27 protein-coding genes are annotated in these 26,994 nt (G+C 41.5%); 6 read left to right on the forward strand and 21 right to left on the reverse strand.

The annotated features are described in order from the left end of the window. The first annotated feature begins 2 nt into the window (after positions 1-2). The 6 genes from FNH22_RS05890 to FNH22_RS05915 all read left to right on the forward strand — a co-directional run bounded on the left by FNH22_RS05890 (position 3) and on the right by FNH22_RS05915 (position 5,987). On the forward strand, positions 3-329 hold the full coding sequence (locus tag FNH22_RS05890; protein ID WP_143397417.1) for a hypothetical protein: 327 nt from the start codon (positions 3-5) through the stop codon (positions 327-329). A 100-nt stretch (positions 330-429) separates the two neighbouring features. Next, positions 430-912 carry a hypothetical protein gene (locus tag FNH22_RS05895; RefSeq protein WP_185154097.1) on the forward strand — a complete coding sequence of 161 codons (483 nt, stop codon included), beginning with the start codon at positions 430-432 and terminating at the stop codon, positions 910-912. Between the two features lie 153 nt (positions 913-1,065). Continuing rightward, positions 1,066-2,484 carry an aspartate ammonia-lyase gene (gene aspA, locus FNH22_RS05900; protein WP_143397419.1) on the forward strand — a complete coding sequence of 473 codons (1,419 nt, stop codon included), beginning with the start codon at positions 1,066-1,068 and terminating at the stop codon, positions 2,482-2,484. Positions 2,485-2,667: 183 nt separating this feature from the next. Further along, positions 2,668-3,321 carry a succinate dehydrogenase cytochrome b subunit gene (locus FNH22_RS05905; RefSeq protein ID WP_143397420.1) on the forward strand — a complete coding sequence of 218 codons (654 nt, stop codon included), beginning with the start codon at positions 2,668-2,670 and terminating at the stop codon, positions 3,319-3,321. 8 nt (positions 3,322-3,329) lie between these two features. Next, complete coding sequence (locus FNH22_RS05910; protein ID WP_221420219.1) at positions 3,330-5,237, forward strand: fumarate reductase/succinate dehydrogenase flavoprotein subunit; 1,908 nt, start codon at positions 3,330-3,332, stop codon at positions 5,235-5,237. Between the two features lie 6 nt (positions 5,238-5,243). Then, positions 5,244-5,987 (forward strand): succinate dehydrogenase/fumarate reductase iron-sulfur subunit, encoded by a 744-nt coding sequence (locus FNH22_RS05915; RefSeq protein ID WP_143397422.1) that lies wholly within the window; start codon positions 5,244-5,246, stop codon positions 5,985-5,987. Positions 5,988-6,061: 74 nt separating this feature from the next. Here FNH22_RS05915 and FNH22_RS05920 read toward each other — a convergent pair whose 3' ends face one another. The 21 genes from FNH22_RS05920 to pta all read right to left on the reverse strand — a co-directional run bounded on the left by FNH22_RS05920 (position 6,062) and on the right by pta (position 26,931). Beyond that, on the reverse strand, positions 6,062-6,583 hold the full coding sequence (locus FNH22_RS05920) for a hypothetical protein (protein WP_143397423.1): 522 nt from the start codon (positions 6,581-6,583) through the stop codon (positions 6,062-6,064). A gap of 469 nt (positions 6,584-7,052) precedes the next feature. After that, positions 7,053-9,101: an alginate lyase family protein gene (locus FNH22_RS05925; RefSeq protein WP_143397424.1), complete on the reverse strand. Its 2,049-nt coding sequence runs from the start codon at positions 9,099-9,101 to the stop codon at positions 7,053-7,055. 212 nt (positions 9,102-9,313) lie between these two features. Then, a complete protein-coding gene (locus FNH22_RS05930; RefSeq protein WP_143397425.1) occupies positions 9,314-10,189 on the reverse strand; it encodes an HAEPLYID family protein in 876 nt (291 codons plus the stop codon). 83 nt (positions 10,190-10,272) lie between these two features. Then, positions 10,273-10,662 (reverse strand): hypothetical protein, encoded by a 390-nt coding sequence (locus FNH22_RS05935; RefSeq protein WP_143397426.1) that lies wholly within the window; start codon positions 10,660-10,662, stop codon positions 10,273-10,275. A gap of 111 nt (positions 10,663-10,773) precedes the next feature. After that, complete coding sequence (locus tag FNH22_RS05940) at positions 10,774-11,004, reverse strand: hypothetical protein (protein WP_143397427.1); 231 nt, start codon at positions 11,002-11,004, stop codon at positions 10,774-10,776. Continuing rightward, positions 10,992-11,678: a DUF4253 domain-containing protein gene (locus tag FNH22_RS05945; protein ID WP_143397428.1), complete on the reverse strand. Its 687-nt coding sequence runs from the start codon at positions 11,676-11,678 to the stop codon at positions 10,992-10,994. Before FNH22_RS05945 ends, FNH22_RS05940 begins: the two co-directional genes overlap by 13 nt. A 137-nt stretch (positions 11,679-11,815) precedes the next feature. Continuing rightward, the gene (locus FNH22_RS05950) at positions 11,816-12,571 is read right to left on the reverse strand and encodes a hypothetical protein (RefSeq protein ID WP_143397429.1); all 756 of its coding nucleotides are present in this window, start codon (positions 12,569-12,571) and stop codon (positions 11,816-11,818) included. A gap of 240 nt (positions 12,572-12,811) precedes the next feature. Further along, complete coding sequence (locus FNH22_RS05955) at positions 12,812-13,345, reverse strand: VOC family protein (protein WP_221420220.1); 534 nt, start codon at positions 13,343-13,345, stop codon at positions 12,812-12,814. A gap of 32 nt (positions 13,346-13,377) precedes the next feature. Then, a complete protein-coding gene (locus FNH22_RS05960; protein ID WP_143397430.1) occupies positions 13,378-14,484 on the reverse strand; it encodes a Gfo/Idh/MocA family protein in 1,107 nt (368 codons plus the stop codon). A gap of 101 nt (positions 14,485-14,585) precedes the next feature. Further along, on the reverse strand, positions 14,586-15,653 hold the full coding sequence (gene rsgA / locus FNH22_RS05965) for a ribosome small subunit-dependent GTPase A (protein WP_143397431.1): 1,068 nt from the start codon (positions 15,651-15,653) through the stop codon (positions 14,586-14,588). Next, on the reverse strand, positions 15,628-16,455 hold the full coding sequence (locus FNH22_RS05970; RefSeq protein ID WP_143397432.1) for a GNAT family N-acetyltransferase: 828 nt from the start codon (positions 16,453-16,455) through the stop codon (positions 15,628-15,630). The genes rsgA and FNH22_RS05970 overlap by 26 nt, the downstream gene beginning before the upstream one ends. Beyond that, positions 16,455-16,997 carry a TetR/AcrR family transcriptional regulator gene (locus FNH22_RS05975; RefSeq protein ID WP_255517996.1) on the reverse strand — a complete coding sequence of 181 codons (543 nt, stop codon included), beginning with the start codon at positions 16,995-16,997 and terminating at the stop codon, positions 16,455-16,457. The genes FNH22_RS05970 and FNH22_RS05975 overlap by 1 nt, the downstream gene beginning before the upstream one ends. Positions 16,998-17,234: 237 nt before the next feature. After that, entirely contained in the window at positions 17,235-17,687 is a 453-nt protein-coding gene (locus FNH22_RS05980) for a hypothetical protein (protein WP_143397433.1), read from the reverse strand. A 284-nt stretch (positions 17,688-17,971) separates the two neighbouring features. Continuing rightward, the gene (locus FNH22_RS05985; RefSeq protein ID WP_143397434.1) at positions 17,972-18,292 is read right to left on the reverse strand and encodes a hypothetical protein; all 321 of its coding nucleotides are present in this window, start codon (positions 18,290-18,292) and stop codon (positions 17,972-17,974) included. A 529-nt stretch (positions 18,293-18,821) separates the two neighbouring features. Next, entirely contained in the window at positions 18,822-19,253 is a 432-nt protein-coding gene (locus tag FNH22_RS05990; RefSeq protein ID WP_143397435.1) for a hypothetical protein, read from the reverse strand. Positions 19,254-19,435: 182 nt separating this feature from the next. Then, the gene (locus FNH22_RS05995; RefSeq protein WP_143397436.1) at positions 19,436-19,981 is read right to left on the reverse strand and encodes an RDD family protein; all 546 of its coding nucleotides are present in this window, start codon (positions 19,979-19,981) and stop codon (positions 19,436-19,438) included. An 88-nt stretch (positions 19,982-20,069) separates the two neighbouring features. Beyond that, entirely contained in the window at positions 20,070-20,552 is a 483-nt protein-coding gene (locus tag FNH22_RS06000) for a response regulator (RefSeq protein WP_143397437.1), read from the reverse strand. 18 nt (positions 20,553-20,570) lie between these two features. Beyond that, positions 20,571-21,914, reverse strand: coding sequence for an ATP-binding protein (locus FNH22_RS06005; RefSeq protein WP_143397438.1), 1,344 nt, complete (start codon positions 21,912-21,914; stop codon positions 20,571-20,573). After that, entirely contained in the window at positions 21,911-23,320 is a 1,410-nt protein-coding gene (locus FNH22_RS06010) for a DASS family sodium-coupled anion symporter (protein ID WP_143397439.1), read from the reverse strand. The genes FNH22_RS06005 and FNH22_RS06010 overlap by 4 nt, the downstream gene beginning before the upstream one ends. Positions 23,321-23,603: 283 nt before the next feature. Continuing rightward, positions 23,604-24,818 carry an acetate/propionate family kinase gene (locus FNH22_RS06015; RefSeq protein WP_143397440.1) on the reverse strand — a complete coding sequence of 405 codons (1,215 nt, stop codon included), beginning with the start codon at positions 24,816-24,818 and terminating at the stop codon, positions 23,604-23,606. 13 nt (positions 24,819-24,831) lie between these two features. Continuing rightward, a complete protein-coding gene (gene pta / locus FNH22_RS06020) occupies positions 24,832-26,931 on the reverse strand; it encodes a phosphate acetyltransferase (protein ID WP_143397441.1) in 2,100 nt (699 codons plus the stop codon). Between the last annotated feature and the right edge of the window lie 63 nt (positions 26,932-26,994).

Genomic DNA, 26,994 nt, shown 5'->3' on the forward strand with positions numbered 1-26,994 from the left:
CCATGCCAAAAAGTTTACAAGATTTTGATTATCGCCATTTTAGTAACCACCTAAAACCAGCAGAGATCATTCGCTATTTAAAACTCTTAGAAAATACACCTCATCCCTTAAAATGTATTATAAAGAAAGAAATCGATCTGGGAAACAAGATAACGAACATTTCACAAGGTTGGTCAGAACCAGACTCGGTGGTAATAACGTTACAAAACGCTTTTTCTAAAATCTACCAAATGAAAGGCGTGACCCATACGCCCATTAACAATATCCATTATGGAAAGGATCAATACAGTACTCAGAATGAATTACACATAGTCATTGGCCCTTTTTAACTGAATTGAAAAGTTGAATACTATGAAAATACACTATTACACCATCTTCATAACACTATGCTGTTATACAGCTTCATCGGAAAACAAACCCAACATGAATATGAACACTTTTGAAATCCCGGAAGCCGGTATCGCCTTTGACTTACCAAAGGAATGGGTACTTTTTGGCAAAACGGGAAAACTGGAACATGGTAAGGTCCAATACAGTTATTCTCATGATCACGTCCAGGGAGAAGGGAGGCTAATCAACCCTTCTATCATCGTAACCCTGGATAAATCAAGTTGGTTTAAAGATGAAGTCCACTACCTGGATGATAAATTAGGCTTTTACACTACCATGGGAGATACAATAGGCCCAACCTATTCTCCTGATGACTCCAAGAACCCACTGACCATAAAAGGGGCTCATTTTTCAATAGGCACTTCCGGAACAGAGGATCATCCCTACGGACAATATCTTATGCTCATTACTTTTTGGAACGAAAAAGCAGGCTTTCATATGGAAATACAAACTTCCAGAGTAGACCTGGAAAGTAAAAAGGCTGAATATGAAGCTTTATTGGCTTCGATACGCAATATGTAGTAAAGACTATATAGGAAAATACTTCTGTCCAATACTTTTTTTATAGTTAAGGCGAAAGCAACAATCATATAGAGTTATTTTTGTGTTCATTATTAAGAGGTTATCCTATTTAATAAACAACAAGCCAAACTAAAATCACTTACCAACTACATCATGAGTACACGAAAAGAAGTTGACCTACTCGGTGAATTGACCATCGATGAAAAGCGCTACTATGGCGTTCATACCCAAAGGGCTATTGACAATTTTCAAATCTCAAACACAAAAATTGGTGACTACCCTTTCTTTGTAAAAGGCATGGTTATCACCAAAAAGGCCTGCGCCCTGGCTAACAAAGAAATCGGCACCATTCCTGCTGATAAGGCGGACATGATCCTTGAAGCATGTGATGAAATACTTGACAATTTAAAAAAGTATGCTGTTTGTTTTCCTACTGATGTATTTCAAGGTGGTGCGGGTACGTCAGTAAACATGAATGCGAACGAGGTAATTGCCAATTCAGCCCTTGAACTTGCCGGACATCCTAAAGGGAGCTATGACATACTTCATCCCAATGATCATGTGAACAAATCTCAATCTACTAACGATGCCTACCCCACCGGTTTCCGTGTAGCGATATATTTTTACATCAATTCTTTACTGGAAAAGATCAACCACCTGAATACGCACCTGGATAAAAAGGCCGCGGAGTTCACCAAAGTGATCAAAATGGGGCGCACCCAGTTACAGGATGCTGTACCGATGTCGCTGGGGGATGAATTTGCAGCCTGGTCCATCAACCTGAAAGAGGAAACAAAAAACCTCAAAAAGTGCCGGGACCTAATTTTAGAAGTAAACCTGGGGGCCACAGCCATTGGTACGGGAGTAAATGCAGCCAAAGGTTTTAGTGAAATATCCATCGGACATTTAGAACGGTTAACCAAGGCCAGTTTTGTAAAAGCGGCCAACCTGATCGAAGCCACTTCAGATACAGGAGCATACGTAATGATCTCCGGGGCACTTAAAAGGACTGCTGTCAAATTATCGAAAATATGCAATGACTTACGTTTATTGTCTTCCGGCCCCAGATGTGGGCTCAATGAAATTAATCTACCGGAACTACAGGCCGGTTCTTCCATTATGCCTGCCAAGGTAAACCCGGTCATTCCGGAAGTGGTGAACCAGGTATGTTACAAGATCATTGGTAATGACGTGACCATATCTTTTGCTGCCGAAGCCGGTCAATTACAATTGAACGTAATGGAACCCGTTATAGCACAATGTATGTTTGAATCTATTGAATTACTGTCTAACGCCTGTATGACGCTGACGGATAAATGCATCACCGGCATTACCGCCAATGCAGAGCACACAAAACAGATGGTCCTGAATTCAGTAGGTCTTATCACTTTTTTAAACCCATTCATCGGACACCATATGGGCGATGTCATTGGAAAAGAAGCCGTGGCTACGGGAAAAACCATCCGTGAATTGATCCTGGAAAAGGAACTGTTATCGGAAGAAGAATTAGACCGCATTTTGAGTGTCGAAAACCTGATGCACCCGGAATATAAGGCGGAACTCCATGTATGATTTTTATCATTAGCGATAACCAAGGAAACAATATATTTTCCTGGTTATCAATATCTTAATCAACTGTCTGATTCAGTTGGAAGGAGACGCAAACCTGTTTGCCATCATCCTCATGAAAAAAGTGATGAATCCCGACTTTAAAGAGAGTACTTTGTAATTGTAAACAGAGCAAAAACGTATTCTATGTTCTTAAGAAAAAGTATCATCGCCACCAGTGGTTTATTTCTTTGCCTTTTCCTGATCGTTCACCTCTCTGCCAATTTTATACTCTTATTGCCTGAAGAAGTAGCACGCGAAGCATACAATGGCTATTCCACCACACTCAGGGAAAGTCCGGTCATAAAAGTTGTAGCTTATGCTCTTTACGCTTCTATCTTCTTCCATGTCCTCTATGGCATTATCGTTACCTATAAAAACAGGAAAGCCAAGCCCCACAGATATGTGGTAAACCGCAGCCAGGAAAACAGTACCTGGACCTCTCAAAACATGGGGTTGATTGGGATGTTCATTTTACTTTTTATCGTCGTTCATCTTGCTAATTTCTGGGCCAGGGTAAAGCTGGGAATAGGAGCACCGGTAGGGCTGGACAGTGCGGGTAATGTAGATGTTTATGAAGTGACCTACAGCTTGTTCCAGAACATCTACTTTGTGCTTTTCTATACATTACTCATGATCCCATTGGGGTGGCACCTGGATCATGGCTTGAAAAGCGCCTTTAAAACCCTTGGTTTTTATCATAAAAAGGGACTTGCCGTAGTAAGCAAAATTTCCCTGATCTACGCGACCATTATGTCGGTTGGGTTCGGGATCATTCCGTTGGTCGTTTACTTTAAATAACACGTATCATGTTAAATGCTAAAGTTCCCGAAGGAAAAATAGAAGAAAAGTGGCGAAATTATCAGGCGCAAAGTCGTTTGGTAAACCCCGCCAATAAGAAGAAACTTAAAGTCATTGTTGTAGGATCAGGGCTTGCCGGGGCCGGAGCTGCTGCTACATTGGCAGAATTAGGCTATGACATCTCCTGCTTCTGCTACCAGGATTCCGCCAGACGGGCCCACTCAGTGGCTGCACAGGGAGGGGTAAACGCCGCCAAAAACTACCAGCACGATGGGGACAGTGTTTGGCGTATGTTTTATGATACACTCAAAGGCGGTGATTTCAGGTCGCGCGAAGCCAATGTCTATCGTCTGGCTGAGCTCTCCGCTCCTTTGATAGATCATTTTACACAACAAGGGGTACCTTTCGCCCGTGAATATGGCGGGGTATTGGTCAATCGAAGTTTTGGAGGAGTGCAGGTAGAACGGACCTTTTATGCCCGCGGTCAAACCGGCCAGCAACTCTTACTCGCAGCTTACTCACAGCTCAATAAAATGATCCGTGCCAGGAAGGTGGAGATGTTTACACGACATGAGATGCTGGACCTGGTGGTTATTGATGGAAAAGCCAAAGGGATCATCGCACGTGACTTACAAAGTGGGAAGATCAGACGATTTGCTGCCGATGCCGTAGTACTGGCCACAGGAGGTTATTCAAGGGTATTCCGGTTATCCACATTGGCCATTGGCTGTAATGGTAGTGCCCTTTGGAAGGCCCACAAACGAGGGGCGTTCTTCGCCTCACCGAGTTTTACACAAATACACCCTACTGCCCTGCCCCAGTCCAGTGAAGCACAATCCAAACTCACCCTGATGTCGGAGTCTTTACGCAATGACGGGAGGATCTGGGTGCCTAAAACCAAAGGGGATACACGAAAGGCCAATGACATCCCGGAAGAAGAACGTGACTATTACCTGGAACGGCGCTATCCCAGCTTCGGAAACCTGGCCCCAAGGGATATTGCTTCACGGGCAGCCAAAGAAAGAATAGACGCGGGTTATGGGATTGGCAGGCTCAAAAATGCCGTTTACCTGGACTTCAAACACGCGATCGAACGGTTTGGGATGGAGACGGTCAACGATCGTTATGGTAACCTGTTCACCATGTACAAAAAGATCACCGGTATTGATGCGTACACCGAACCTATGCAGATATCGCCAGCGGCTCATTTCTCTATGGGCGGCTTGTGGGTAGATTATGAATTGATGACGACCATACCGGGATTGTATGCCGTAGGAGAATGCAACTTTTCTGATCATGGGGCGAACCGGCTCGGCGCTAATTCCTTATTGCAAGCCAGCGTGGACGGATACTTTATCTTACCTAATACCATCAACAACTACCTGGCGCAGGCGCTAAAGGAAGAACATGAAACCACAGAACATCCTGAATTCAGTAAAGTGGAGCAAGAAGTAAAAGAGCACATTGATCACATTCTGGCAGTAAACGGCTGCAAAACTGTGGACCACTTCCACAGGGAACTAGGCAAGGTAATGTGGCAGGAATGCGCCATGAGCAGGAACAAATCGGGACTACAAAAGGCCATAGGACAGATCAAAAAAATCCGCGAGGACTTTTGGACGGAAGTAAACGTCACCGGACACAGCAATGAGCTGAATACGGAACTGGAAAAAGCACTCCGGCTGGCGGATTTTATTGAACTCGGGATATTAATGTGTACGGACGCGCTGGACCGTGAAGAATCCTGTGGTGCACATTTCCGGGAAGAATACCAGACCGAAGACGGAGAAGCCGTACGGGTAGATGATAAATACGCCTTTGTATCTGCCTGGGAGTATTCGAATGGGGATTTCAAATTACATAAAGAGCCATTGGATTTTGAATTTATTCAACCCAGTGTGCGAAGCTATAAATAAACAACAATGAAGGTTACATTTCAAATCTGGAGGCAAGACGGCCCCACAGACAAGGGCCGTTTAAAAGACTATGAAGTAGATGGGTTAACGGAAGACATGTCTTTTTTAGAAGCGCTGGACCACCTGAATGAATTGCTTGTTTTGAAAAATGAGAAGGTCATTGCCTATGAATATGATTGCCGTGAAGGTATCTGTGGGCAGTGCGGTATCTTTATCAATGGCCGCGCCCATGGCCCTCATGCTAATATGACCACTTGTCAGCTTCACATGCGCAGCTTCAATGATGGCGATACCATTGTGGTGGAACCGTGGCGTGCCCAGGCATTTCCGGTAGTAAAGGACCTGATAGTGGACCGATCAGCGCTGGACAGAATCATAGAACAAGGGGGGTACATCAGCGCTAAAACGGGAACCGCTCCTGAAGCCAATAGCATTCCTATTGGTAAAGACGTGGCCGATAAAGCGATGGACGCTGCGGCCTGTATCGGATGCGGGGCATGTGTAGCTACCTGTAAGAATGCTTCAGCAGCTTTATTCACCTCCGCCAAGATCAATCATCTGAATTCATTGCCTCAAGGCAAACCCGAACAACACCGGCGCGTACTGGAAATGACCAAACAAATGGCCTATGAAGGATTCGGACATTGTACATTTACCGGCGCTTGCGAGGTGGAATGCCCGGAAGGTATATCCATCGTCAATATTGCTGAATTAAATGCCAGAATATTAAAGGCCAGGCTATTAGGTTAGACTGGCAAAGTGTGATCTTCAAGCAAATGAAGATAGTAGCAGCATGACACATAGCCCTTTATAATCGAAACGTATTATTGATTCCCTTCAAAAACTGTGTTGAAACCAGAAGCCAAATAGTTAGCTTCCTGGAAGGCACGTTCTTCCTTAGCATAAATAAATGAATGGACAGGAGTGGGTTTGTCGGCATATAATAAAACTCTATGATCCGTTATATTTCCTGATAACGTGGGACTAATGCCGTTAGGAGTGTTGGTGGCCTTGTACTGAACTGATTTAAGCTTTACTTTTATTATTTTGGGTAGCTCTACCCATTCACCGAATTTATATCCGCAAAGTGAGAAATATTCTTTGCTCCTGTTTCCGGCAAAATCGATGAGTATTCCATGGTAAGACGAAACGATTACCAACCCGATGGCAATAGCCCCTGTTCCTACTAAAAGGATCTTTTCAAAAGAACTATCACTTTCTAAAATGGTCGGACTAATCAATGCAAATAATCCTGCAGCTATCAGTATCAAACCCAAGAGGTGTGGCCCGGAAAAAAGATTACGTTTTTTGAAATTATAGTTTTTGATAGATATCCGTTCTTTCATGTAACATCAAAATAAATAACGCAGGGTTGCCCTTGTTGCTTTCTTCTAAACTAATACATTGAACGATCTACTGCAAGTAGATGGGCTGGCCCTGTAAACCGCTTTTAAGTAGGCTGCTCATGAAAAATGATTTCGGTGTAAAAGTGATCCTTATTGCCTTTGATTAGCATTTTTTCAAAACCAAGAGATGATCTTTTACCTCGAAATCCGGTGATTTAGCCACTTTTTGGAGTTCTAAGTTCGGTTTTCATTTTCTTTTGCACGCCCAAAAGAAAAGGGCGCCACGGCTAAAGTCCGTTTTCCCTGCAAAATGCACAAAACCAGCTCCTTAGGCCTGCCTACACACCACCCTCAAACGGACCGCACTACCCGTGGACCACCAGCCGCACAGTTTTATATGAATTATCATGAGTGGCCTAAGTAGATCAATCTACTTGAAATTTTAGTCTTTAAAGAAAAGATCAGTGTGTCAGTTAACCTTCAAAGCTGCCTCAGCACTATCAAAATAAGGTATATTGATCAGGTAAGTATTCTTTTTTGATTTTACCTCAAGTTTGATCTCATTATCATTCTCTGAAAGTATTTTTGATCTCAATAAAGGCACCTTCTTTTTTGAAGGTTGGAGTATCCAAATAAACGTTGAATTTGAACTAATGTCTATACCATAACTGCTAGCGACATTCTGTTCATATACATTATACATTGAACTGTACCAACCTTGCGGTGTTGGCTTTTCCCTGCCTTTAATGAGGTCAATTCCAAAATTGTGGCTGCCTACGGGAATAATAGCCAGATTACCTTCATCATGATCGGTTTTTACTACAGGTCCATCCTGTAGCACCTTACACCTGGGATGCCAATGCCACAACGTTTCAATATGTCTGGGCCTATCGGTCAATATTCTATCGACTATGACCCAAAAATCCCCCCGAACATAAAAAACCGATCGAATGTGTTTCACCTCCCCTTCTACATTGTTGTAGGCATCAAACGAACTGGTAGCGAAGTCAAATTCATCTGTGATCTTATACGTATTTTTTCCAAGCGGTTCTTTGGCTACCGGTGGCCCCTGCCCCTGTCCTTTGCCATCTATCATGATAATATTATGAGCAGCACTGCCAAGGGCATAAGACCTGAATTTCTTGGCCACTTCACCCGTATATGCAAACCTTCCGGCATCCACCAGTAAGTCTTTTCCATACGCAGATACCGAAATATGCAATTTGTCATTATGTTGATGCCCGATGCCCCAGGGTCCGATATCAAACATGGACCAGTGTCCATCTTGAGTGTAACCACTGCGGGATATCAATTGCCCGGCCCATGGATAAAAATAGGACACCTCTCCCTTAGGTTGAATTCCGGACACTCCGTTGGTAACCATATACTCCCAATCCGGCCGATCATATTTTTTTGCAGCTACTAAAATTGTATCACGATTATAGTTTAAGTCACTATCGTTGGTCAGCGCTCCAAAACCATTTGGACGTATGGATTTGGCCAGGTAGTCATACATTTTTTCCAAAGTTTGGGTAAAAGTACCTGGTATATTTTTGCCGGCTAATTCACAAGTCGCTTGGAACTCTTCAAAATTCGTGAGTGCTACATGATGATAATGTGAGGCCAACTCCTTCTGCACTCCATCGGAATAAACCTGTTCTTTTATACTTTCGGTCATTTTACGCATAGCGTATTCCAGCCATTCATCTGATTTCCTGTATTCCGGAAAATTTGCCGCCACCACGGCAAGAGCAGATAGCTCCATCGTCAACCAGTTCCCCCCCAAATGGTACTGGCGATTGTAATCTGCATGATCGGGCAGACTGCTGAGTATCAGCAGTTGGGTAGCTGGTGAAACCTGTTCGTTATTTATGAGTCCATAAAAAATACGTGTCCATTGCTTACCTCTAAATGATACTTCCAACCCACGCCATATTGACCCCCAGCCTTTTTTTGCAGGATAAGGTTGGCTTTTGATAATAAAATCCCTTAAAAACAAGTCAATATACCTAAGGTATTTTAAGTTTCCTGTTTCCATATAAGTATCAAAAACACTGCCTAATTGATCATGTCTGTTCAAGAGCCAGGCCCACTCTTTATCGTTATTAGGGCCGGTGTAATACCAATCCCGATGCCCGTCTTCAACAACCGGCACTTCCCCTCTGACATTCTGAATGGTAAAAACATTGTTTAAAATTGTATCGGCAAGGGCATCTGTTTCGTCTGTTTTCACAGGTGGTTTTCTTCTCAGATGTGAAGCAGTTTTACTGGTTTTGTAGTAGGCAAGCAAATGATTACAGGCATCTGCCATCCGTCCTTTTTCTTTCGCAGCTTTCACATTTTCCATTCCGGGATAGTCCAGGTCAAACTGGATGAACATGTTTTGTATTAATGCTGGGTAGTTCTCGCACAAAGCTTCAACGGTAGTGATCTCTTTCCAGTTTTTCTGCCCGAAAACACTACCTAAAGCGGAAATGAGAAAACAGACGATCAAGGTGTTTCTAAAGAATAATGCCATTCGTTGTAATTAACGTATTAACAGAGGATAAGCCCGGCTTTTAAGTTTAGTCTAAGCTAGCCTATCATGAAGTCCGTAGCAAGTACATCGTTTGCTTTTGAAGTTGCAGCGATAAAGCCGTGGCAACCTCCATAAGAGAGGAAGGCCACAACTTTTTTAATTTCAAGGTTCATTAAAACCAATAACTTCCACGATAATTTTTCTCAAGTGGGTCAATGGTGGAGCTTCTTATGTCCCGGTTCGTATATCAGTCTTAAAAAAGAACTGAACCTTTGATTTTCCCTGTTTATAGGTATCCCGGTTACAATACCGACCAATAAATTATCAGCAATACCCACCCTCATCTGAGGTCTTATGGTCATATCAAAATCGCTTTTTTCAAAGGTTTTGTTAAACTCTATCCCTATAAAATTTCTTGTCCCTGTGATCATATAGTGAAAGTTGCTGTTTACCTCCCAACTTGTACGTGTTGCACCATTATGGAAATGGTGTTCAATTTTCGGCCCTGTATACACCAACGTGTGAAAATGGTCATCCCAACGCTTAGCGGCAATGAAGAATGGATTATAAACGTTTCCCTGAAACAAATCATCTTTGCCATAATTGTCGAATTCGGTCAGTTCAAACTCATGAATGTAACCGATGGCCATACTTGTTTTATGTTTTTCAGATACAAAAAATGAGTATTGGGCTGCTAGTTTTAAACTGTTCAGACTACTACTTGGGGCAGCTTCATTTTCGCCCATGGTATTATAATAAAAAGAAAATGGCAGTTCTACTTCAAGGCCAAGCCTGTCTACAGGCGCCCATTCATACTCTACCAAGGCTTCATATTCATCATAGTTTTCATTATCTGCTATTCCAAATCCAACGTTCCACTCTTTTTCACCTTTTCGGGCGCCAAGGTCCCGGATAAGGTCTATATAAAGTGGTTCTGCATGCAGTACTTTATCAGGTTCGTGTTTGTCTTCCACCTCATAAATGTAGAGGCTGTCCATGGTGGTTTTATGGTCTTCTATTTGAGCGAAAGCTTTTGTTGAGGGTAATGCTATTATTAAAAAAGTGTATACGAGAAATTCACGTTTCATTTTAATTTGTTTTAATTATTGGGCAATAGATAGTCTCCTGTTCTCAGGACGAAAACAGGTTACGGGTCAATTCCGTGAATGAATTAAGCTTCTGGCGGTGGGGAGTAAACTTCTAAATAATGAGAGGGGGTGTATAGAAAATACATTGAATTTCCTTGGCTTCTTTCTGCATTAGCATTGCCTTTAGGAATTGATTCAAAAGAAGGCAGAATAAAATGGTCTATTGCAGTGTGATTTTTAAACGTTGTATGCGGATTAGAATCATTGTCATCGAGCTCCGGAATGGCATCTTCACATCCTAAAAGTTTTTCAAGTACTATTTCAATGATACTCTCCTGATCGTTATAAGATAAGTCTTCCGGCACAGTATTTGGCAATGCATCGGGTGAATCAACACATATGTTAAGCATGTACAGCGCCATAAAGCCATAAAAGAAGCTTATAAAGCTACTATTTCTTAGTTGTCTCAGCATTTTAAAAAATAACTTCTACCTGGCTTCCTGTATTATTTAAACGACTTTATCATTAACTTCCGGCTATAGTGAGTGGGGATTAGAAAGTATTTTTTATATCGCTCATCCACTTCATGGCTCAAATTTATCAATAATGACGGGCTTTCTAAGTACCACGAAACTTTCATGATCGTCCACTTTTCCTCCTGGGTCATTATCACTCTCAATTTTATCTACCATAAGGGTAGTAAATCCAAGCTTATGGCCTGCATTCAGTTCGGAATTGGGGTTATTATTACCAATGGTATGGTGATAAAGCGTATGTTCCTGGCTTAATGAAAGTGTTTGCGCTAATCCCACCATAAATACAGTTCGTTCGATCTTTCAATTTCTTGCTTTAAAGCGCTAATTGACCCAACTCCCTGATCAACAATATCAGGACAAAACGAGTATAGTTCTTCAGCGTGTTCCTGTATATTTTCCGGTAGCCTCCGGTAATTCGCTTGAAAGAAGTCAAAACCTGTTCCTGTAAATTCCAGGCCATATTTGTCATCCCAATTTTTCAACTTGTGTATAATGTCCTCTACATAAATATCATAATTAATCCCATTAGTCCCTTCAAACCTCAACACATCAAACTTATCATCTGTCCTTAGCACGGTAATCTTATCGGGGGAATAGCCATAGTTTGTCTCTGATAAATAGATATAATATCCTTCCTCACTAAATATATCCTTAAGCTTATTCACCACTTTAGATGCATTTTCCTGTGATTCCTCAATCACTATGCCCACCAGGCCTTTCTTCTTAAAAGACTTATAATTAGTTGAATCTCTGAAATTCTCCATCCCATATTCACTCGACATTTTTTTGGTGAAGGCGCTATCGGTCAACTCCCGAAGTTCCGTCATCAGCGCTAAGTCCAGCCCGAGATCTGCAACGAGTTCTTTTTCTTTATCTGTTAAAACCTTCTTTGGACTACAGGCTATCATGAAAAAGGTTAAGAAGGCAATAAGAAGTATTAATTTCTGTGTCATACGTTCAGGGTTGTCTTAAAATTACAACAGATTACAACCCCAAGTAAGCTCTGTGCGATATCTTTCTTTCGATAACCTGTAAAATGATTTTCCTTAGATTGATTCAGAACCCATTATTGGGCACATTCTATGATGTGCTAATTCATTGCCTCCAGCAAATTTCTTTTGGCTATTCCCAAAATATCATGCACCTCCTTTAATGTTATCTCTTCAGCATTATTGAAGTCAACCAATACATGTTCATATTTCTGGGGGTACTTTTCTTTTATGGCCTCCCGAACAAATTTTACTGCCGGTCTAAGGTGACGATATTCACCATCTACCCGAATCGATGATTCATACAAGGCGCAAAAAAGGCTGTAAGGTTCATTCGAATGACAGACCCTATCATCGTCTTTGTTCCAGGCGTCAACAGAGCTTAACAGTTTTACAGCGTGCTCGATAATATTAATTTCGATCTCACTAGGCTCGAACCAATTTCCTTGTAGCTGTGCATCCTGAAAATTAAATTGCTTGATTACCATGGGGAGCACCTTCGTTCTATCTTCAAAATTTCCTGCGTAATATCCATCACTATATTGAATTAAAGTCCCAATATTATCGGGCTCATTTGGCCAGGAAAGCTTTACAAATCGTTGAATCGTATCATTTTTAATAATATTGAATTTCATTGGCGCTTTACCGTAAGGTTCAAGAATAAGTCTCTTAATTGCTCTGCCCTTTCGCACAATTTTATACCGCCCTTGAAGTACTTCCCCTGCATCATTGGTATATGTACCAAACCAAAGCTCTTCCTCTTGTGCTAAAACATTATCGCTAAAACTCAATATGAAAATGAACAGAATAAGCTTGGTGCTAAAATAGTCTGAGTATAACTTGTATGGCCAATGCATTAGCTTAAGTTTAAATGATGGATTTTGTTATATACCACGTGTTTTTCAAATAGTTACAATTCAAGGGTATATGCCGGTGGCCTTATTCCAACTAATTCTGCCTAATACTATGACCTAGTGCCATTTTTAGGTTTTCTATATTCAATTTATGTTATGTTCAATGCTTTGATTTGACCGGGGTAAACAGGAATGCTTAGCGCAGGCCTGAAGGGGAAATGATTTTTAGTTCTTTCATACTGTTCAGTAACTGCCATGGGTAGCTTTTCCTTCGTCCGTTGTTGTTTTTATCGATTGATGCAATGCAATTCTATTTCCTTCGCTGTCTTCAAATTCAGCCACAAAACCCAGGTCACCATTGGAAGTTTTAGGATAAAGCACTTGTCCACCATTTTCCGTGGCTAGCTTTAATGTTTCATCAATGTTCTCTGTCCTGAAGTAAATTACAACTCCGTCTTTTGTCGGTCTGTAAATTTCTCCCTTTGCCAATGCTCCTGAAATGCCAAAAGAGTCGTCTGAAAAAGGGAACAAAGCCATTTCGTTATGGTCAATACTGTCTTTCTCAAACTTAACGTTGAAAACGGAACTGTAAAACCTTATCGCACGGTCCACGTCCGTTACAGGAATTTCAAAATATACTACCGGGTTGTATGATTTGTTCGTTTCCATTGCCTTGTCCTGGTTGCCCGATGTGGTCATCTTATGATCACATGAAATTATCACAGAGAAAAAGAGCCCGTAGGTCAACCATTTATTTGTCCAATGATACAACTTCATCTTACCTGTCCAAACGATTTAATCTCAATAGCTTATTTATCGATTCGAACGGTCTTGCCTGATTTAGCACTTTTAATCGCCGCATCTAATATTTCCATTACGATCATATTATTATCCAAAGAGGACAAGTCAAAAGCTTCAAGGGTTATTTCGTTTTTCACCACCGCAGCGAACAATGAAAAAGGATCATCCAATGGAGCTGATCTTTCTTTAAGTTTATAGGATACTTCCGAATAACCATCATAGCCTTCGGAAACCCGCACACGCAGGTCATGGCGGTTATCAGCGTAGATCACCCCCTTAAGGCCATACACTTCCATATCCTTTCGTCCAATGGGCCAATTCCACGAGGCTTGTACAATGGCATTGGCGCTCGCGTATTTCAAAATAATCGTTGCATCGTCATCTACATTGGGGTTGTTTTCCGGTTGTTGCTGCTGAGTTACTGCGGTAACGGCATATGGTTTTTCTCCATTCATTAACCACGTGGTTAAGTTGATACCATAGCAGCCAAAATCAGTAATTGCCCCTCCTCCGTTTTGAACAGGATCAGTTAACCATTCTAAAAACTCATGGTCCACCCCTATCTTTTTAGGCCCTTTATGCCCATCTCTCACGATCACTTTTCTGATGGCTCCGATGGAATCATTCCTCACTAATTCGTAGGCCTTGTGATTCGTTGGATACCAGGTAGTTTCATAGTTGGTAAGCAGATGGATGTTATGCTTTTTAGCAAGGGCTCCCATTTTTTTTGCATGCTCTAAGCTTACTGCCAATGGTTTTTCGACCATTACATGAATACCGAGAGGAGCGGCTTTTTCGACAACCTCCAAATGTTCATAGATGGTTCCAAAAGCGGAAACTGCTTCCGGACGGGTGGCTTCAATCATTTCCTCCATTGAACGATATACCATACCCATGGGGAATTCATACTGTTCAGCATAGCGCAAGGCCAGATCCCTGTTAGTCTCCACAATCCCCACAATCTTTATATCACCCTTTTTTTCGCTTCCAAAGATCCAATGAACATGCGAATGGGTCAGCCCGACCACTCCAATTCTAAGCGGATCATTTTGTGCTATACCATGTACAGATAGCAACATGCATAAAGCAAATACAAACAATGCTTTTTGCTTCATGGAAATGATTATTGCAAATGTTTTTCTGGCTACTGATGCGTGACTAAGAGTAGTGTTGTTCTTTAACATGATACTGTTCTTCCATTCAATCCTGATTGTAGTCAGAACTTATGTTGCTTTCTAAGTTTTTTGACGTCTTTGATTATTTTACCTAAATCTTTGTCCTTCTTTTTTCTTGTCAGTGCATCCGATTCAAAATGCATTTTTTCTTTTTCCATTTTTCGAAAATTCGCATACGCCCCCTCATCAATTTCACCATTTTCTACCGCTTCCAGTACCGCACAACCTTTTTCATGCATATGTGTGCAATCTTTGAATCGGCAGTCTTTAGCGTACTCAAGGATGGATTCGAAGGTAGTTTCCAGCCCGCCCGTCATATCAGCGATCCCCACTTCCCGCATTCCGGGATTATCTATCAGGATCCCGCCACTATCCAATACAATGAGTTCACGGTGGCTGGTGATATGCCTTCCTTTATTTACGCTAGAGCTAATATGCCCTGTTTCCATCAATAATTTCCCGGAAAGGTTATTTAACAACGTTGACTTACCAACACCCGAAGACCCCAACAGGCAATACGTCTTTCCTTTTTGGATCATTTGGTCCAGGAGATCATACCCATGGGCTATTTCATTGCTGACCGGAATGATGGCAATGTCTTTAACCCGTTGCTCTATCTGATGAATAATATTCTCCAGGTCGGTTGGCTCCAGCAGATCAATTTTGCTTAAAACAATGATGGGTTCAACATTGGAGGTATTACAGATGGTTAAATATCTTTCCAGCCGGTTCAGGTTAAAATCCCTGTCAACCGCCTGTACGATTAACCCAAAATCAATGTTTGTGGCAATGATCTGCACCTGCCCCTTCTTCCCTACTGCCTGTCTTTCTATGATAGAAGCTCTTGGATAGACTGCATGAATTAATGCCTTATCAGTATCATATTCGGAAATTGCCACCCAGTCTCCAACAGCTGGCAAGTCATACCTGCTTTCCGCCGTAAACCTTAAATTACCCAGTAATTCAGAGTCAAGTTCCTTATCAGCGGTCCTTACTACGTATCTCTCTTTATGTTCTGAGACCACTCTTCCTATTTCAAATGAATCTAAACTTTCTTCGACCCTGTACCTTTCCAGGGCGTCATTATATCCCAAATCCCGGTATGTCATTTTTTTGTGTTTTATTATCGGCAAAATTGATATCAAAAATGATATGTGAGCAATAGAATCCTGCTTTTTCTATCGCCTTTTTTGAAGCAACGTTATCATAAGTAGTTGAACATATAGGTCTTCTTTTTATTTCCTGCGCTCTATTTGCCTGTTGTTTTAATACTTGTGTAGCTATTCCTTTTCCTTGATAATCTCTATTTACGATCACCCCCAGGTCCGCAATTTCAGGTTGCGAATCACTCAGCCTGCATTCACTTGTGGCAATTATATCTCCTGATCCTTTCACAACGTAGAATTCTCTTCTTTGAACTAAGTTTTCCGTATAACCAAAGGTATCATCAAATCCTATTTGATCCTTAAGAAAAGACTTTATAGCTTGAATATCCTCTTGTGAAACCAGCTCTATATTCAATAGAGGTCCATTCTGTAACGGCCTGTTGTAATACTGGAAACAAAATGTATTCGTTTGTACAGACCTTGAATACGTTAAACATGCATTAAATGAAACGGATTCAATAGAACTTAGCTTTGCACCGGATATTAATTTAGAATCAATTAAAGACTTCACTACACGATCCATAAGATGATTGGACCCGTCATTGAGAAAGATCTGTAGTAAGCTCTCGTTATCATCAATACTACAATAACCAATCTTTTGAGTTCCGTTCTCTATTAAATAGGGTTGAGAAGAAGCAATATAAAGCATCTCCCACATGGCATCTACCGGAGCTGAAAACCTTTGATAGAGCGCTGCTCTTAACTCACTAATGGTAGTTGTATCTTCTGTTTGTATAAATTGCATTATTCAGCGTAGCGGTTAATTAGATGTGTTTCGATTTGTTTTAGCGGATATTCATCGAAAATTCCCAGGTAATCAAAAGTAACCCCGTCCAACTCTGCAATGAAAGTATAACTCAGTACAAGTGAATTCTCAGGGTCAATCTCATCAAAGATGCTTTTAACCGAATCCAGGATAAAAGAAGATCTTTCTTTTATCAGGTCATTTAAAAGCGCCCTTGTATTAGGTGGCAGCATCACATTTAAGTTCAATTGGAAGAACATCTTATCTGATTCCAATTGTGCGAAAAACGATCTTATCAGTTCCACTAACTTCTGCCGGGGGGGCTGATCTGCCTCTTGAGCCTCACTGATCTCGATGATCAACCCTGTTGTTTTTGAAAATATCTCTCTTAACAAATCGTTTTTGGATTTAAAATGATGAAAAATAAGCCCCTTGGAAACGTTGGCCATTTCACAAACCAGGGAAAGTGGCGTGTTTTCAAAACCTCTTTCAGAAAAGAGTTTAGTCGCTACGTTAATGATCTGGTCTTTTTTATCTATCACATATTTATATTTTACTGACCGACCATCCGGTCAGTGCGTAAACTTACAAATTATAATTGAGCATACTATTCCTAATCTAAATTTTTAATTTTTGAGAATGGTTGAGATATGACCCACTTGAATTCAAATATTTACTAAAGTATCTCTGGTGTGCAATACTCTAAATAAAAACGTACCGCTACCAGGATAAACCGGTGAACCGGACTAAATTCCAGAACTATGTTATAGCATGCTTCGTTATCTCAATTTGAAAAAATCTTTAAGGTATCTGTGATATACATACGGCCAGGGAATAATAAATAGATTGAGCACTATCCCTGCAATACAAACCCAGAAAAAAGACTGCAAATTTGCGTCTAACAGCCCGGTTGACTTTGCAGGAAGGTATGTTCCGATAATCCAGGAAGATTTATAAAGTAATTGCAATAATAGCAAAGGCAACATTCTGGTCGGAAATCTTATTCCAATCAACATCAATAGGGAAAAAGAAGCCCAAAAACTAATGGCCACCCCGGACAGGATATCCATTTGTTCTTGAGGAAAGAATATGATTATCCAATTGTCAATAGCCAGACTGATGAAATTCAGTAAATAAAGTCCACGCATCAAGGCCAGACGTAACTTTGATAATCCTTCGCCTGCTCCAAGGCGCTGTTCGTGGGTAACAGCTATCAAATGTTCTTTGGTCATCTTGATCAGTTTTTGTTTTACCAAACTTATTTTATGCTCAAGATGAATGGGAGGTCAGAAAGGTTGCATAAAGGTTAAAGCAGAGGTGAACATACGGTGCAATTTATGAGTAGTATCTCATTCACTTCCGTTATCAACTTGAATAGTATTCTCACCTTCGCTTAGAAAGTAATATAAAGAGGTTTAGTCATCAAACCAGGTCCTATATCCGGTTTTCAACTGAGAGGCGGATGCATCCGGCAGGTTAATTTTGCTACATGACAGGTTGGAAATGAAGAAGATAACTATCTTTTCTCAATACTTGTCAGATTTACCACTGAAATCGGGCCTCCAAAACCACAATGGTGGGTTTTATCTGTAAGGTCAAATGTGAAGCTGACATATAATGAATCCACCTCAAGGTCACTACTCAAATTCGAAGGTTTATACCAGTAATTATCATCTGTTCTAATTACGTAAGCATCACAGTTATCAGGTGATGGCATGTAAAGTATCATGCCATTCTGAGTATCTGAGCCGGGTTCATCCTCATTGCACGAAACATATATCATCATTAAAACAATGATACTTACTACATAAACTACTTTTAAACTATTTTTTTTCATTTTTCTAACTTTTAAAAGATCGATTGCCTGATTTGAGTTCCACTTCCTGATCAGGTAAATAAGCTGTTAATACTATCATGGAATTAATGATCAAAAACAGAAAGTTCATACCGGTGAAGTATTCGTTCAGTTAAAAGACACAAACCTTAAAAGAAACGTTGGAATTATCACAAGGCAGTGTGTGCCACAGCGCAGATCTTGAATTATTCTTTCAGATGATCACTTTGAGACATATATTGTCATCGGTTGATGAGATTTTGGCGGTATTAGAAAACCTGTTCCCGGTTGTTCTCTTACATAACCATTACAAAATTGAATCCCAACTTAGCACTCATTCAATCCTCCGAATATGTGGTTATTATTTGACCGGAATATTATTTTCTGAGAATGATATAAATAATGAAATGAGGAAGGTTACATTGAGTTTACGGAAAATCAGTATACTTCAGAAAAATAACCATTGATGCTGAAAGTAAACTCACATAGGCATAAATCATTCCCTTGCAGAATCATGGCCATTAGGCATTTACTAAAATCGACGTCCACTAGTTAAGATTTCCTTTTCTGTCTGTCCATCCAACTCGTAGTATTCTCCATGTTTATATTGGACAATCTGAAACTGTATGAACCAATATTTTGAGTTTAATGGTCTCTGGAGAATTTCAATAGAATGGTCCTCCCTGGTTTTTGCGGAAATACGATTGAACTGTCCGATCACGAGTCTGGCTTTTACATATCCCTCAATTATGGCAAGGATAAATATAAAAGCAGCGAATGTATACCCAATGAGTTCGCATACAAGGAAGGCCATCAACGGGTCTTGTTCAATTCCTTCACTCAATTCGATAGCAAATGATAGTGTTGTAGCTATTCCTGCAAACACTATAGAGCATATTTTCAGACATGAAAAAGTTGTTGTTTTATTAAGCTTGAAGTATTGCCAAAAAGTAATCTTTTTCATCTGTTCAATCTGAACTGCATATTCGAATAATTGGTTCTAATAACTCATATATAAAATTCATCTATAGACTTTTAACCCCTATTAAAGTTAGGTGGATTCCCATTTCCTTTTTGATCAGATATACAAGTCCATAGGCCTTATCAAGGCTACGATTGAAACTAGTCAATAGCTAAATACTAAATTCAGTCATTCGTTTTAGTATTTGCCATCAAGTATTTTTCATTTAATTCTCCACACTCAGGACATTTAAACTTTTGCTTTAGGGCTTCTTTCGCCGTTAACGTCAATTCTGATTTACAGTATTTACAAATAGAAGTAGAACTTACGGTCAATGTTCCTGCAAAGATGTCTCCAAGTCGCGTCCTTTGTTCCGTTTTCGTAATTGCAACAACAGCCGGAATTCCCCAGAAAGCAAGCTCCAATGGATCAGTGATCCGTTTTAAAAAACACTGCCCAAACGAGGCATATTCACCATCCTTTGAAATTATTATGAGATTGAATGCCGCTTTCCCAAGAGTTTGGTGAAAAATTGCTTCTGCTACCGGAAAATATAAAAACCAGAGAAAGGGCATTAGCAAAGCAGGAGCTCCTGAAACTCTGTAAATTCCCTCATAATCAGGTTTGCCTACAATATAAATATATCCAATACTCACTGAAAATATGATGAAATAGTCTATTAGATTGGCCCAATACCGTCTGGCCAGATTCTTTTCTGCAATTATCAGCATTTCATATTCTCGTTAAGTAACGTCATTAACGAAGCATATAGAATATGCTTTTAAAATTTTAACCTGTAAAACAATCATAAACCAAACCCTACGTCCTATTCCTAAGCCACTGATAAATAACTTCCTGGTCCAATAAATCTATAAACTCCTGGTAGTCGAGCCCTTTGGTCATAACAAAGTGTGACAACAACGTTTTAACATTCGCCAAAAGAATGTCTTTTTGCCAGGGCTTTTCAACGTATTGGACGATACCTCCTGTATTAATGGCCTGTATGGTATCCTGATGGGTGGCCTGACCTGTCAGCAGCATTTTCCGGGTATCATGAAAACGGCTGTCTTTCCGGACAGCCGCCAGAAAAGTTGTTCCGGTCATTTCAGGCATTACCTGGTCAGAAATGATCAACGCCACAAAATCACCCTGCTGGTCAATTTCATCCATCAATTCAAGGGCCTCACCGGCGGAATCGCACACTTCCACATTCATCTTTTCATCAAACAATGACAGGTCTTGCTCCAGTGCATTTAATACCTCCTGTTGATCGTCTACGCAGATTATATATAAGTTATCCATGGTTATAGCAGTATAATGTCATACATTTTTTGGTAGGTATACGGTAAATCGGGTTTTCCCGGGTTCACTAAAAAGTGTAATGTCTCCTTCATGTTCACTGATGATCCGTTTGACAATGGTAAGGCCCAGACCCAGCCCGAACGACAGGCCATCCACCTTGGTGGTAAAGCTTGGTTGAAAAATTTTCTCACGCAGTTCGCCCGGAACACCTGGCCCGTTGTCTTCAATGGCGATTACTATTTGATCAGCCGTTTGAGTGGTACTGATCTGCACGGTTGGACGGGATACCTTGTTATTAATCAGACTTTCTACAGCATTCTTAACCAGGTTGATCCAAACCTGTACCAGCTCCCCGGAGCAGGCTGTAATATCAGGTAATTCATTTTCCAACTGCCGTTGTAGTGTCACCTGCTTCGTCAGACTTCGAATAATGGCAAGGGCATCTTCTATGGTGTTATTCACCTTTACCTCTTTCGACCAGCTTTGATTGGCAATGCCCATGGATTTCACGGATTGAATGACATGTGTAGCATGAGTTGCCGCCGTCTTCATGTCATGAAGCAGGTATCCCAGGTTCCAAAGAGAGGCCGCTTTAAGAGCTTTGACCGTATCTCCGGCTATCTCATCAGGGTCAATCCCTGATTTTGTCAATTTCTTTATGGTAGCTTTATCCAACGCATACGTCTTTTCCCATTTAGATCGTGCCTTGCGCACATCTAAGCTGGACAATTGCTGGCCTTCCTGCAACCCTTTCGTAAAGAGATCAGCGAGTTGCTGATGCTCGCCCTCCACCAGGTCTTTGGAAATGTCTTCTTCCAACTGCCGTAAATTACCTGACAGGGACCCTATGGCGTTGTTTAGTTCGTGGGCCAAACCGGCCGCCATTTGCCCTAATGTCGCCAGCTTTTCTGTCTGTATAAGTTTTTGGAGAGTAGCCTGGCGTTCATAGGCCATATTACCTGCAAAATGCTGCCGGGAACGCAGTTCACCAACCACCACATTAAAAAGAAAGGTAAGCAGTTCTTCCGTATCAGCTGGTGGCAAATCGAAAGGGTTATCGTCAAAATAACGTATCACGGAATCTTCCTCAGCCACCACCTTAGAGTAGCTCTTACGGTCTTCCGAAAAGAAACTGTATACTCCTACAAATGATGAATCCAACGCTTCAAAAACAGGTTCCTGCAAGTGTTTGTCCGGTAAATAACCACAGATTTTTCCTTCAGCTACATAAAACAGTTTGTTGTTTATCTCATATTGCTCAAGCAAGACTTCCCCTGCCTTGAGTTGTATTTCACGCTCCGGATCAGAGAAATACTTGGTAATGATCGCTTCATGGCGGCTACTCTGACGGGAAAAATTCATGCGAAAAATCCGGTTACATTTAAAATGAACACCAACAGGTAACTCAATAGAAGACCTATAACAGCGATCAATACTCCCGGTTTAGCCATATCTCCGGTACCAAAAAAGCCTGTACCAAAAGCCAACGCATTTGGAGGAGTGCTAATGGGTAAGGCCATTCCCATAGAGCAAGCAAAAGTAGTGACCAGAACCACCATCTGGGTACCTCCAATTTCTTTTAAAGAAGGCACAGTACTACCGACTACGGCAATAAGAGGTAACAGTAAATTAGCCGTTGCAGTATGCGACATGAAATTCGCCATCAATGCAGCAATAAATGAAGCGGCAAATGCAATAAGTACCGGTGAAAAGCTTTCAAAAGGTATGCTGGTAATAATGCGGGACGCCAGACCGCTATTATCTAAGGCTAAACCTAAGGCAATTCCACCAGAAACCAGCCAGAGCACATCCCAGCTTATATTACGCAGATCATTTTTATTAATTATACCGGTAAGTGAGAAGATCGCCACCGGCAGCATGGCCACAATGTAAGAGTTCATACCATGCAAAAAGTCAGTTAACCAAAGTACTATGGTCAAAACAAAGGTGCCATAAACGATGTAGGCCTTCGTATTTCGCAGGAAGCTCCCTTTTATATCCAGCTTGATCCGGTCTGCTTTTATAGGAAAAATAAACAATAGAACAATCCACCCTATCAATAACAAAACACATACATAAGGAACAGCAAACATCATCCACTCTCCGAAACTGATCGCATCGGTTCCGGTCAGGTACTTAAATGCAACCGCATTGGGAGGAGTACCGATCGGAGTACCGATGCCACCTATGTTTGCCGCTACAGGTATCGCCATTACAAAGGCAATTTTACCTTTTTCGTCCCCCTTAAATAACGCTAATACAGGAGTAAGGATCGACAACATCATGGCAGTAGTAGCTGTGTTGCTCATAAACATAGAAAAAACAGCTGTAATAAGCATAATTCCCAGCAGCACATACCTGGGTGTAGTACCAAAAGGAGATAGCAGCACCCTGGCCAAATTCTGATCAAGCCGGTATTTGGTGGCCGCCATTGCCAGAAAAAACCCTCCCAGGAAAAGAATAATGATGGGAGAAGCAAAGGTATGCATGATATCTTTATAAGGAATGGTAGTACCAAATAACGCATCGTCACTTCTTAAAAAAATCAACCCTTTGTTAGACAAAAGTAACAGCTCCAGGAATATGATCACCAGTGACGTTGCGTAGATAGGTATAGGCTCCAGCACCCAACATAGGGCTGCCAGCAGGAAAATGGCGATAACGCGTTGCTCAATAATTGTTATACCATCCAGTGGAATAGCTTCTAACGGAAGTGTTAAAACGAGTAGTGGTATGGCAATACAGATTATAATTTTCACCTTCTTCATTCTTCAAATATCAATGCGTTATTAAAATGCGAAGGTATCAAAACAACTCAACAATTGAAGCCGGCTTCCCATGAAAAAAGAAGTCCAAAATTGGGGCTTTAATAGCGTTAACAGGTCATCCTGGCCACATTTCCAACATCAAAGGCAATCGTTTGAAATGTATGGATTAATCAGATATTATTGAATTATAAGTTTCGGGTGCAATCTATAGAATAAGGGGCAATCATCGAATTTGTGATAAAAATCATGCAAATCATGCGATGATTACTCCCTTCTATTATACCTATTCGCCGGGCGTGGTTAGCTCCACCACTTCATTTACTATTTCCAGCTCTTCGTTGGTAGGTACTACTAATAACTTAACCCGGCTATCTTCATGTTGAATTTCACGAGTTTCTTCGGAAGGAGCCGAATTCAGCGCCTCATCCAGTTGAATGCCTAAGATGTCCAACTCAGTACAGACTTCCTTCCGGATAAATGGACTGTTTTCACCTACACCAGCTGTAAAAATGACAGCATCCACTCTACCCAGCGCAACGGCATATGCCCCGATATACTTACGAATACGGTAGATATACATATGAATGGCCAGTTGTGCCTGGGGATCATTTTCTTCATATTGTTTTATCACTTCCCTCAGGTCATTTTCACCCGTGATCCCTTTCAGGCCACTATTTTTATTGAGGAGCTTATCCACTTCATCGAAGTTCATTTTTAACGCGTGTCCTAAAAAAAGGATCAGCGACGGATCAAAATCTCCGGGCCGTGTACCCATCATGAGTCCACCCATTGGCGTGAGTCCCATTGACGTGTCGATACTTTTGCCTTCTTTGACAGCCGTCATGCTGCAACCATTACCCAGGTGAATGGAAATAGCATTAAAAGAATCGTTATCTATGCCAAGAAAAGAGGCAGCTTCTCTACTCACATATCGATGGGAAGTACCGTGAAACCCGTAGGCACGAAAGCCATGCTTGGTGTAAAGCTCATTTGGCACAGCATAACGGTAAACATGACTGGGTAGCGTTTGGTGGAAGGCAGTATCAAAAACAGCCACCTGCTGTGCCTTCTTAAAGACCTGCATGGATACTTCTATACCGGTAATATTAGCAGGATTATGTAACGGGGCGAGGTAAGATAATTTACGTAGTTCATCCAGCACACCTGCATCTACCAGAGTGGGTCTACTAAATTTCTCAGCACCATGCACTACACGATGCCCCACCACCTCGATCTCTTCCTGGTCTTTAATAACAGATGTATTCCCATGCAGCAGCAACCTGGCTATTTTTTCAAGTCCCACTTTATGATCTGGTATTTCTACTTCCAGGGTAATTTTTCCACTGGCACTACCACTTTGATACACTTTGTGCTTTATACCACTTTTACTCTCGCCGATCCTTTCTACTGATCCGGATGCAAGCACCTGCTTCTCAGGAAGTTGAAAAAGCTGATATTTCAGCGATGAGCTGCCTGCATTTAATACTAAAACTTTCATTTCTCTTTGCTCCTTAATTGTTTTGTGACTGGATAGCGGTTATAATAACGGTATTTACAATATCGGTGACCGTACAACCGCGGCTGAGATCATTGACAGGCTTGTTCAATCCCTGGAGCACCGGGCCTATAGCTATAGCTCCGGTCTCACGCTGGATGGCCTTATAGGTATTGTTTCCTGTATTCAAATCAGGAAAGATAAGTACGGTAGCCTGCCCCGCCACTTCTGATCCGGGGATCTTCTTAAGACCTACTTCCAGGTCTACAGCAGCATCGTACTGGATGGGTCCTTCCACTTTAAAGTCATATCCATTAGACTTTACCAACTGGGTAGCTTCACGTACTTTTTCAACATCAGCTCCTTTGCCGGACTCTCCCGAGGAGTAAGAGAGCATGGCTACTTTAGGATCGATGCCAAAGGCCCTGGCCGTTTGAGCTGAAGAACCAGCAATTTCCGCCAGTTGCTGAGCATTGGGATTCGGGTTAATGGCACAATCGCCATAAACCAGCACCCGATCATCCAGGCACATGAAGAATACTGAAGATACCGTGGCATATCCCGGCTTGGTCTTGATAAATTGCAGTGCCGGCCGGATGGTATGTTGGGTAGTATGTACGGCGCCTGATACCATACCGTCGACGTCTCCCTGGTACACCATCATGGTACCGAAATAAGATACGTCACTCATGGTATCCCTGGCCACATCCATATTAATGCCCTTATGTTTTCGTAATTCATAAAACACGTTCACGTACGTCTCGAACAGATTAGATGAACGGGGATCCAGCAGTGTTATTTTATCCAGGTCTATATTTAATCCAAGGCTGGCTATTTTGTGCTCCATCTTCTCCGGATTTCCGAGTAAGGTAAGGTCTACCACATCCTGTTCCAATAACAGTGCAGTAGCTCTTAGGATACGCTCATCTTCTCCTTCTGCTAATACGATATGCTTCTTATGTTCTCTGGCGGTCTGTGTCAGGTTATACTGGAACATCCGGGGTGTCATGCCACGTACTTTTACTTTATTGGACTTCTCTTCCATTTTTTCCATGTTCACATGCGTCTCAAATACACGTAAACTTTCGGCAATTTTGATGCTATTGTCAGGCGTGATGTGTGAATCGATACTACTCAGGCGTGTAGCCGTTTCATAGGTATTTGATGTCACCGAAAGTATGGGAACGTTATGCGGCAATCCATCCAGTAATTTCATAATGGAAGGGCTCGGTTTGAGGCCTGCGGTGAGTACAATGGCAGATGTATTAGGATAACTCTTGGAATTATGGGCCTGCAAGGTGCCAAGGACCACTTCCCCCCGGTCTCCAGGCGTTATCACCATACAATTATCAGTTAGTTTTTCCAGGTAGTTTTCAAGTTTCATAGCCGCTATCGAATAGCGAAAAACCTGGTTTTGCAGATGGTCGTGTCCGTAAAGCACTTCCGCATTTAAGTATTCTACCACCTCTCCTACCGTTGCGCTTTTTAATAGTTTATTATCCGGTACTACGGATAGAAACAGGTCTTTGACAACCAATTCTGTCTCCAGAGCATGAAAAAGGCCGGCAGTGTCATCTTCATTGGCCCGGTTGACTACTACTCCCAGAAGCTCACAATCATTTTTCACAAAGTTTTCCGTTGCTAATTGTATCGGATTGATGATCTCTTCAATAGATCGGTCTTGATCTCCACGACCAACCACCAATACCGGAACACCCAGGTTTTTAGCAATTTCTACATTCAGGCCAAATTCAAAGTTGCTGCTCTCCGAGATAAAATCCGTCCCCTCACAAATGATAAAGTCGCTTTTAGCCTCCAGGGCTTTATACATACGAATGATCTTATCCAGTAGCTTATGACTTTGCCCTCCGGATATCAGATCCTGTGCCTCCCTACTCCGGAAAGCATACGTTTCCTGGTAGTCCTGGTCCAGGTTGAACTGTGTTAACAGTAAATCAATGTTTTTGTCCCGCTTTGTTTTGGAGTTGGAGGTAATAATGGGTCTGAACACCGATACCCTTCTTGTTTTTCTCAGCACATAGTCTGCCATACCGAGACAGATGAGTGATTTACCGCAGTGTGCTTCTGCAGATGTGACATAAATTGAACTTGCCATTTCTTAGTGGTTTAAACGTTAGGAAGATGAAGCGCCAAACTTCCTTCGCCAAATCTAATGGTG

Source organism: Fulvivirga sp. M361 (genome assembly GCF_007097395.1).
In the GTDB taxonomy this organism is placed as follows: Bacteria; Bacteroidota; Bacteroidia; order Cytophagales; family Cyclobacteriaceae; genus Fulvivirga.

Bases quoted from the DNA above. Each gene is read 5' to 3' on its own strand.
- FNH22_RS05910 (WP_221420219.1), top strand. From the start codon at position 3,330: ATGTTAAATGCTAAAGTTCCCGAAGGAAAAATAGAAGAAAAGTGGCGA.
- FNH22_RS05960 (WP_143397430.1), bottom strand. From the start codon at position 14,484: ATGAAGCAAAAAGCATTGTTTGTATTTGCTTTATGCATGTTGCTATCT.
- FNH22_RS05930 (WP_143397425.1), bottom strand. From the start codon at position 10,189: ATGAAACGTGAATTTCTCGTATACACTTTTTTAATAATAGCATTACCC.
- FNH22_RS05915 (WP_143397422.1), top strand. From the start codon at position 5,244: ATGAAGGTTACATTTCAAATCTGGAGGCAAGACGGCCCCACAGACAAG.
- aspA (WP_143397419.1), top strand. From the start codon at position 1,066: ATGAGTACACGAAAAGAAGTTGACCTACTCGGTGAATTGACCATCGAT.
- FNH22_RS05955 (WP_221420220.1), bottom strand. From the start codon at position 13,345: ATGAAGTTGTATCATTGGACAAATAAATGGTTGACCTACGGGCTCTTT.
- FNH22_RS05950 (WP_143397429.1), bottom strand. From the start codon at position 12,571: ATGCATTGGCCATACAAGTTATACTCAGACTATTTTAGCACCAAGCTT.
- FNH22_RS05985 (WP_143397434.1), bottom strand. From the start codon at position 18,292: ATGAAAAAAAATAGTTTAAAAGTAGTTTATGTAGTAAGTATCATTGTT.
- FNH22_RS05895 (WP_185154097.1), top strand. From the start codon at position 430: ATGAACACTTTTGAAATCCCGGAAGCCGGTATCGCCTTTGACTTACCA.
- rsgA (WP_143397431.1), bottom strand. From the start codon at position 15,653: ATGACATACCGGGATTTGGGATATAATGACGCCCTGGAAAGGTACAGG.
- FNH22_RS06005 (WP_143397438.1), bottom strand. From the start codon at position 21,914: ATGAATTTTTCCCGTCAGAGTAGCCGCCATGAAGCGATCATTACCAAG.
- FNH22_RS05925 (WP_143397424.1), bottom strand. From the start codon at position 9,101: ATGGCATTATTCTTTAGAAACACCTTGATCGTCTGTTTTCTCATTTCC.
- FNH22_RS05905 (WP_143397420.1), top strand. From the start codon at position 2,668: ATGTTCTTAAGAAAAAGTATCATCGCCACCAGTGGTTTATTTCTTTGC.
- FNH22_RS05890 (WP_143397417.1), top strand. From the start codon at position 3: ATGCCAAAAAGTTTACAAGATTTTGATTATCGCCATTTTAGTAACCAC.
- FNH22_RS06015 (WP_143397440.1), bottom strand. From the start codon at position 24,818: ATGAAAGTTTTAGTATTAAATGCAGGCAGCTCATCGCTGAAATATCAG.
- FNH22_RS05990 (WP_143397435.1), bottom strand. From the start codon at position 19,253: ATGAAAAAGATTACTTTTTGGCAATACTTCAAGCTTAATAAAACAACA.
- FNH22_RS05920 (WP_143397423.1), bottom strand. From the start codon at position 6,583: ATGAAAGAACGGATATCTATCAAAAACTATAATTTCAAAAAACGTAAT.
- FNH22_RS05970 (WP_143397432.1), bottom strand. From the start codon at position 16,455: ATGCAATTTATACAAACAGAAGATACAACTACCATTAGTGAGTTAAGA.
- FNH22_RS05945 (WP_143397428.1), bottom strand. From the start codon at position 11,678: ATGACACAGAAATTAATACTTCTTATTGCCTTCTTAACCTTTTTCATG.
- pta (WP_143397441.1), bottom strand. From the start codon at position 26,931: ATGGCAAGTTCAATTTATGTCACATCTGCAGAAGCACACTGCGGTAAA.
- FNH22_RS05940 (WP_143397427.1), bottom strand. From the start codon at position 11,004: ATGGTGGGATTAGCGCAAACACTTTCATTAAGCCAGGAACATACGCTT.
- FNH22_RS05995 (WP_143397436.1), bottom strand. From the start codon at position 19,981: ATGCTGATAATTGCAGAAAAGAATCTGGCCAGACGGTATTGGGCCAAT.
- FNH22_RS05935 (WP_143397426.1), bottom strand. From the start codon at position 10,662: ATGCTGAGACAACTAAGAAATAGTAGCTTTATAAGCTTCTTTTATGGC.
- FNH22_RS06000 (WP_143397437.1), bottom strand. From the start codon at position 20,552: ATGGATAACTTATATATAATCTGCGTAGACGATCAACAGGAGGTATTA.
- FNH22_RS06010 (WP_143397439.1), bottom strand. From the start codon at position 23,320: ATGAAGAAGGTGAAAATTATAATCTGTATTGCCATACCACTACTCGTT.
- FNH22_RS05980 (WP_143397433.1), bottom strand. From the start codon at position 17,687: ATGACCAAAGAACATTTGATAGCTGTTACCCACGAACAGCGCCTTGGA.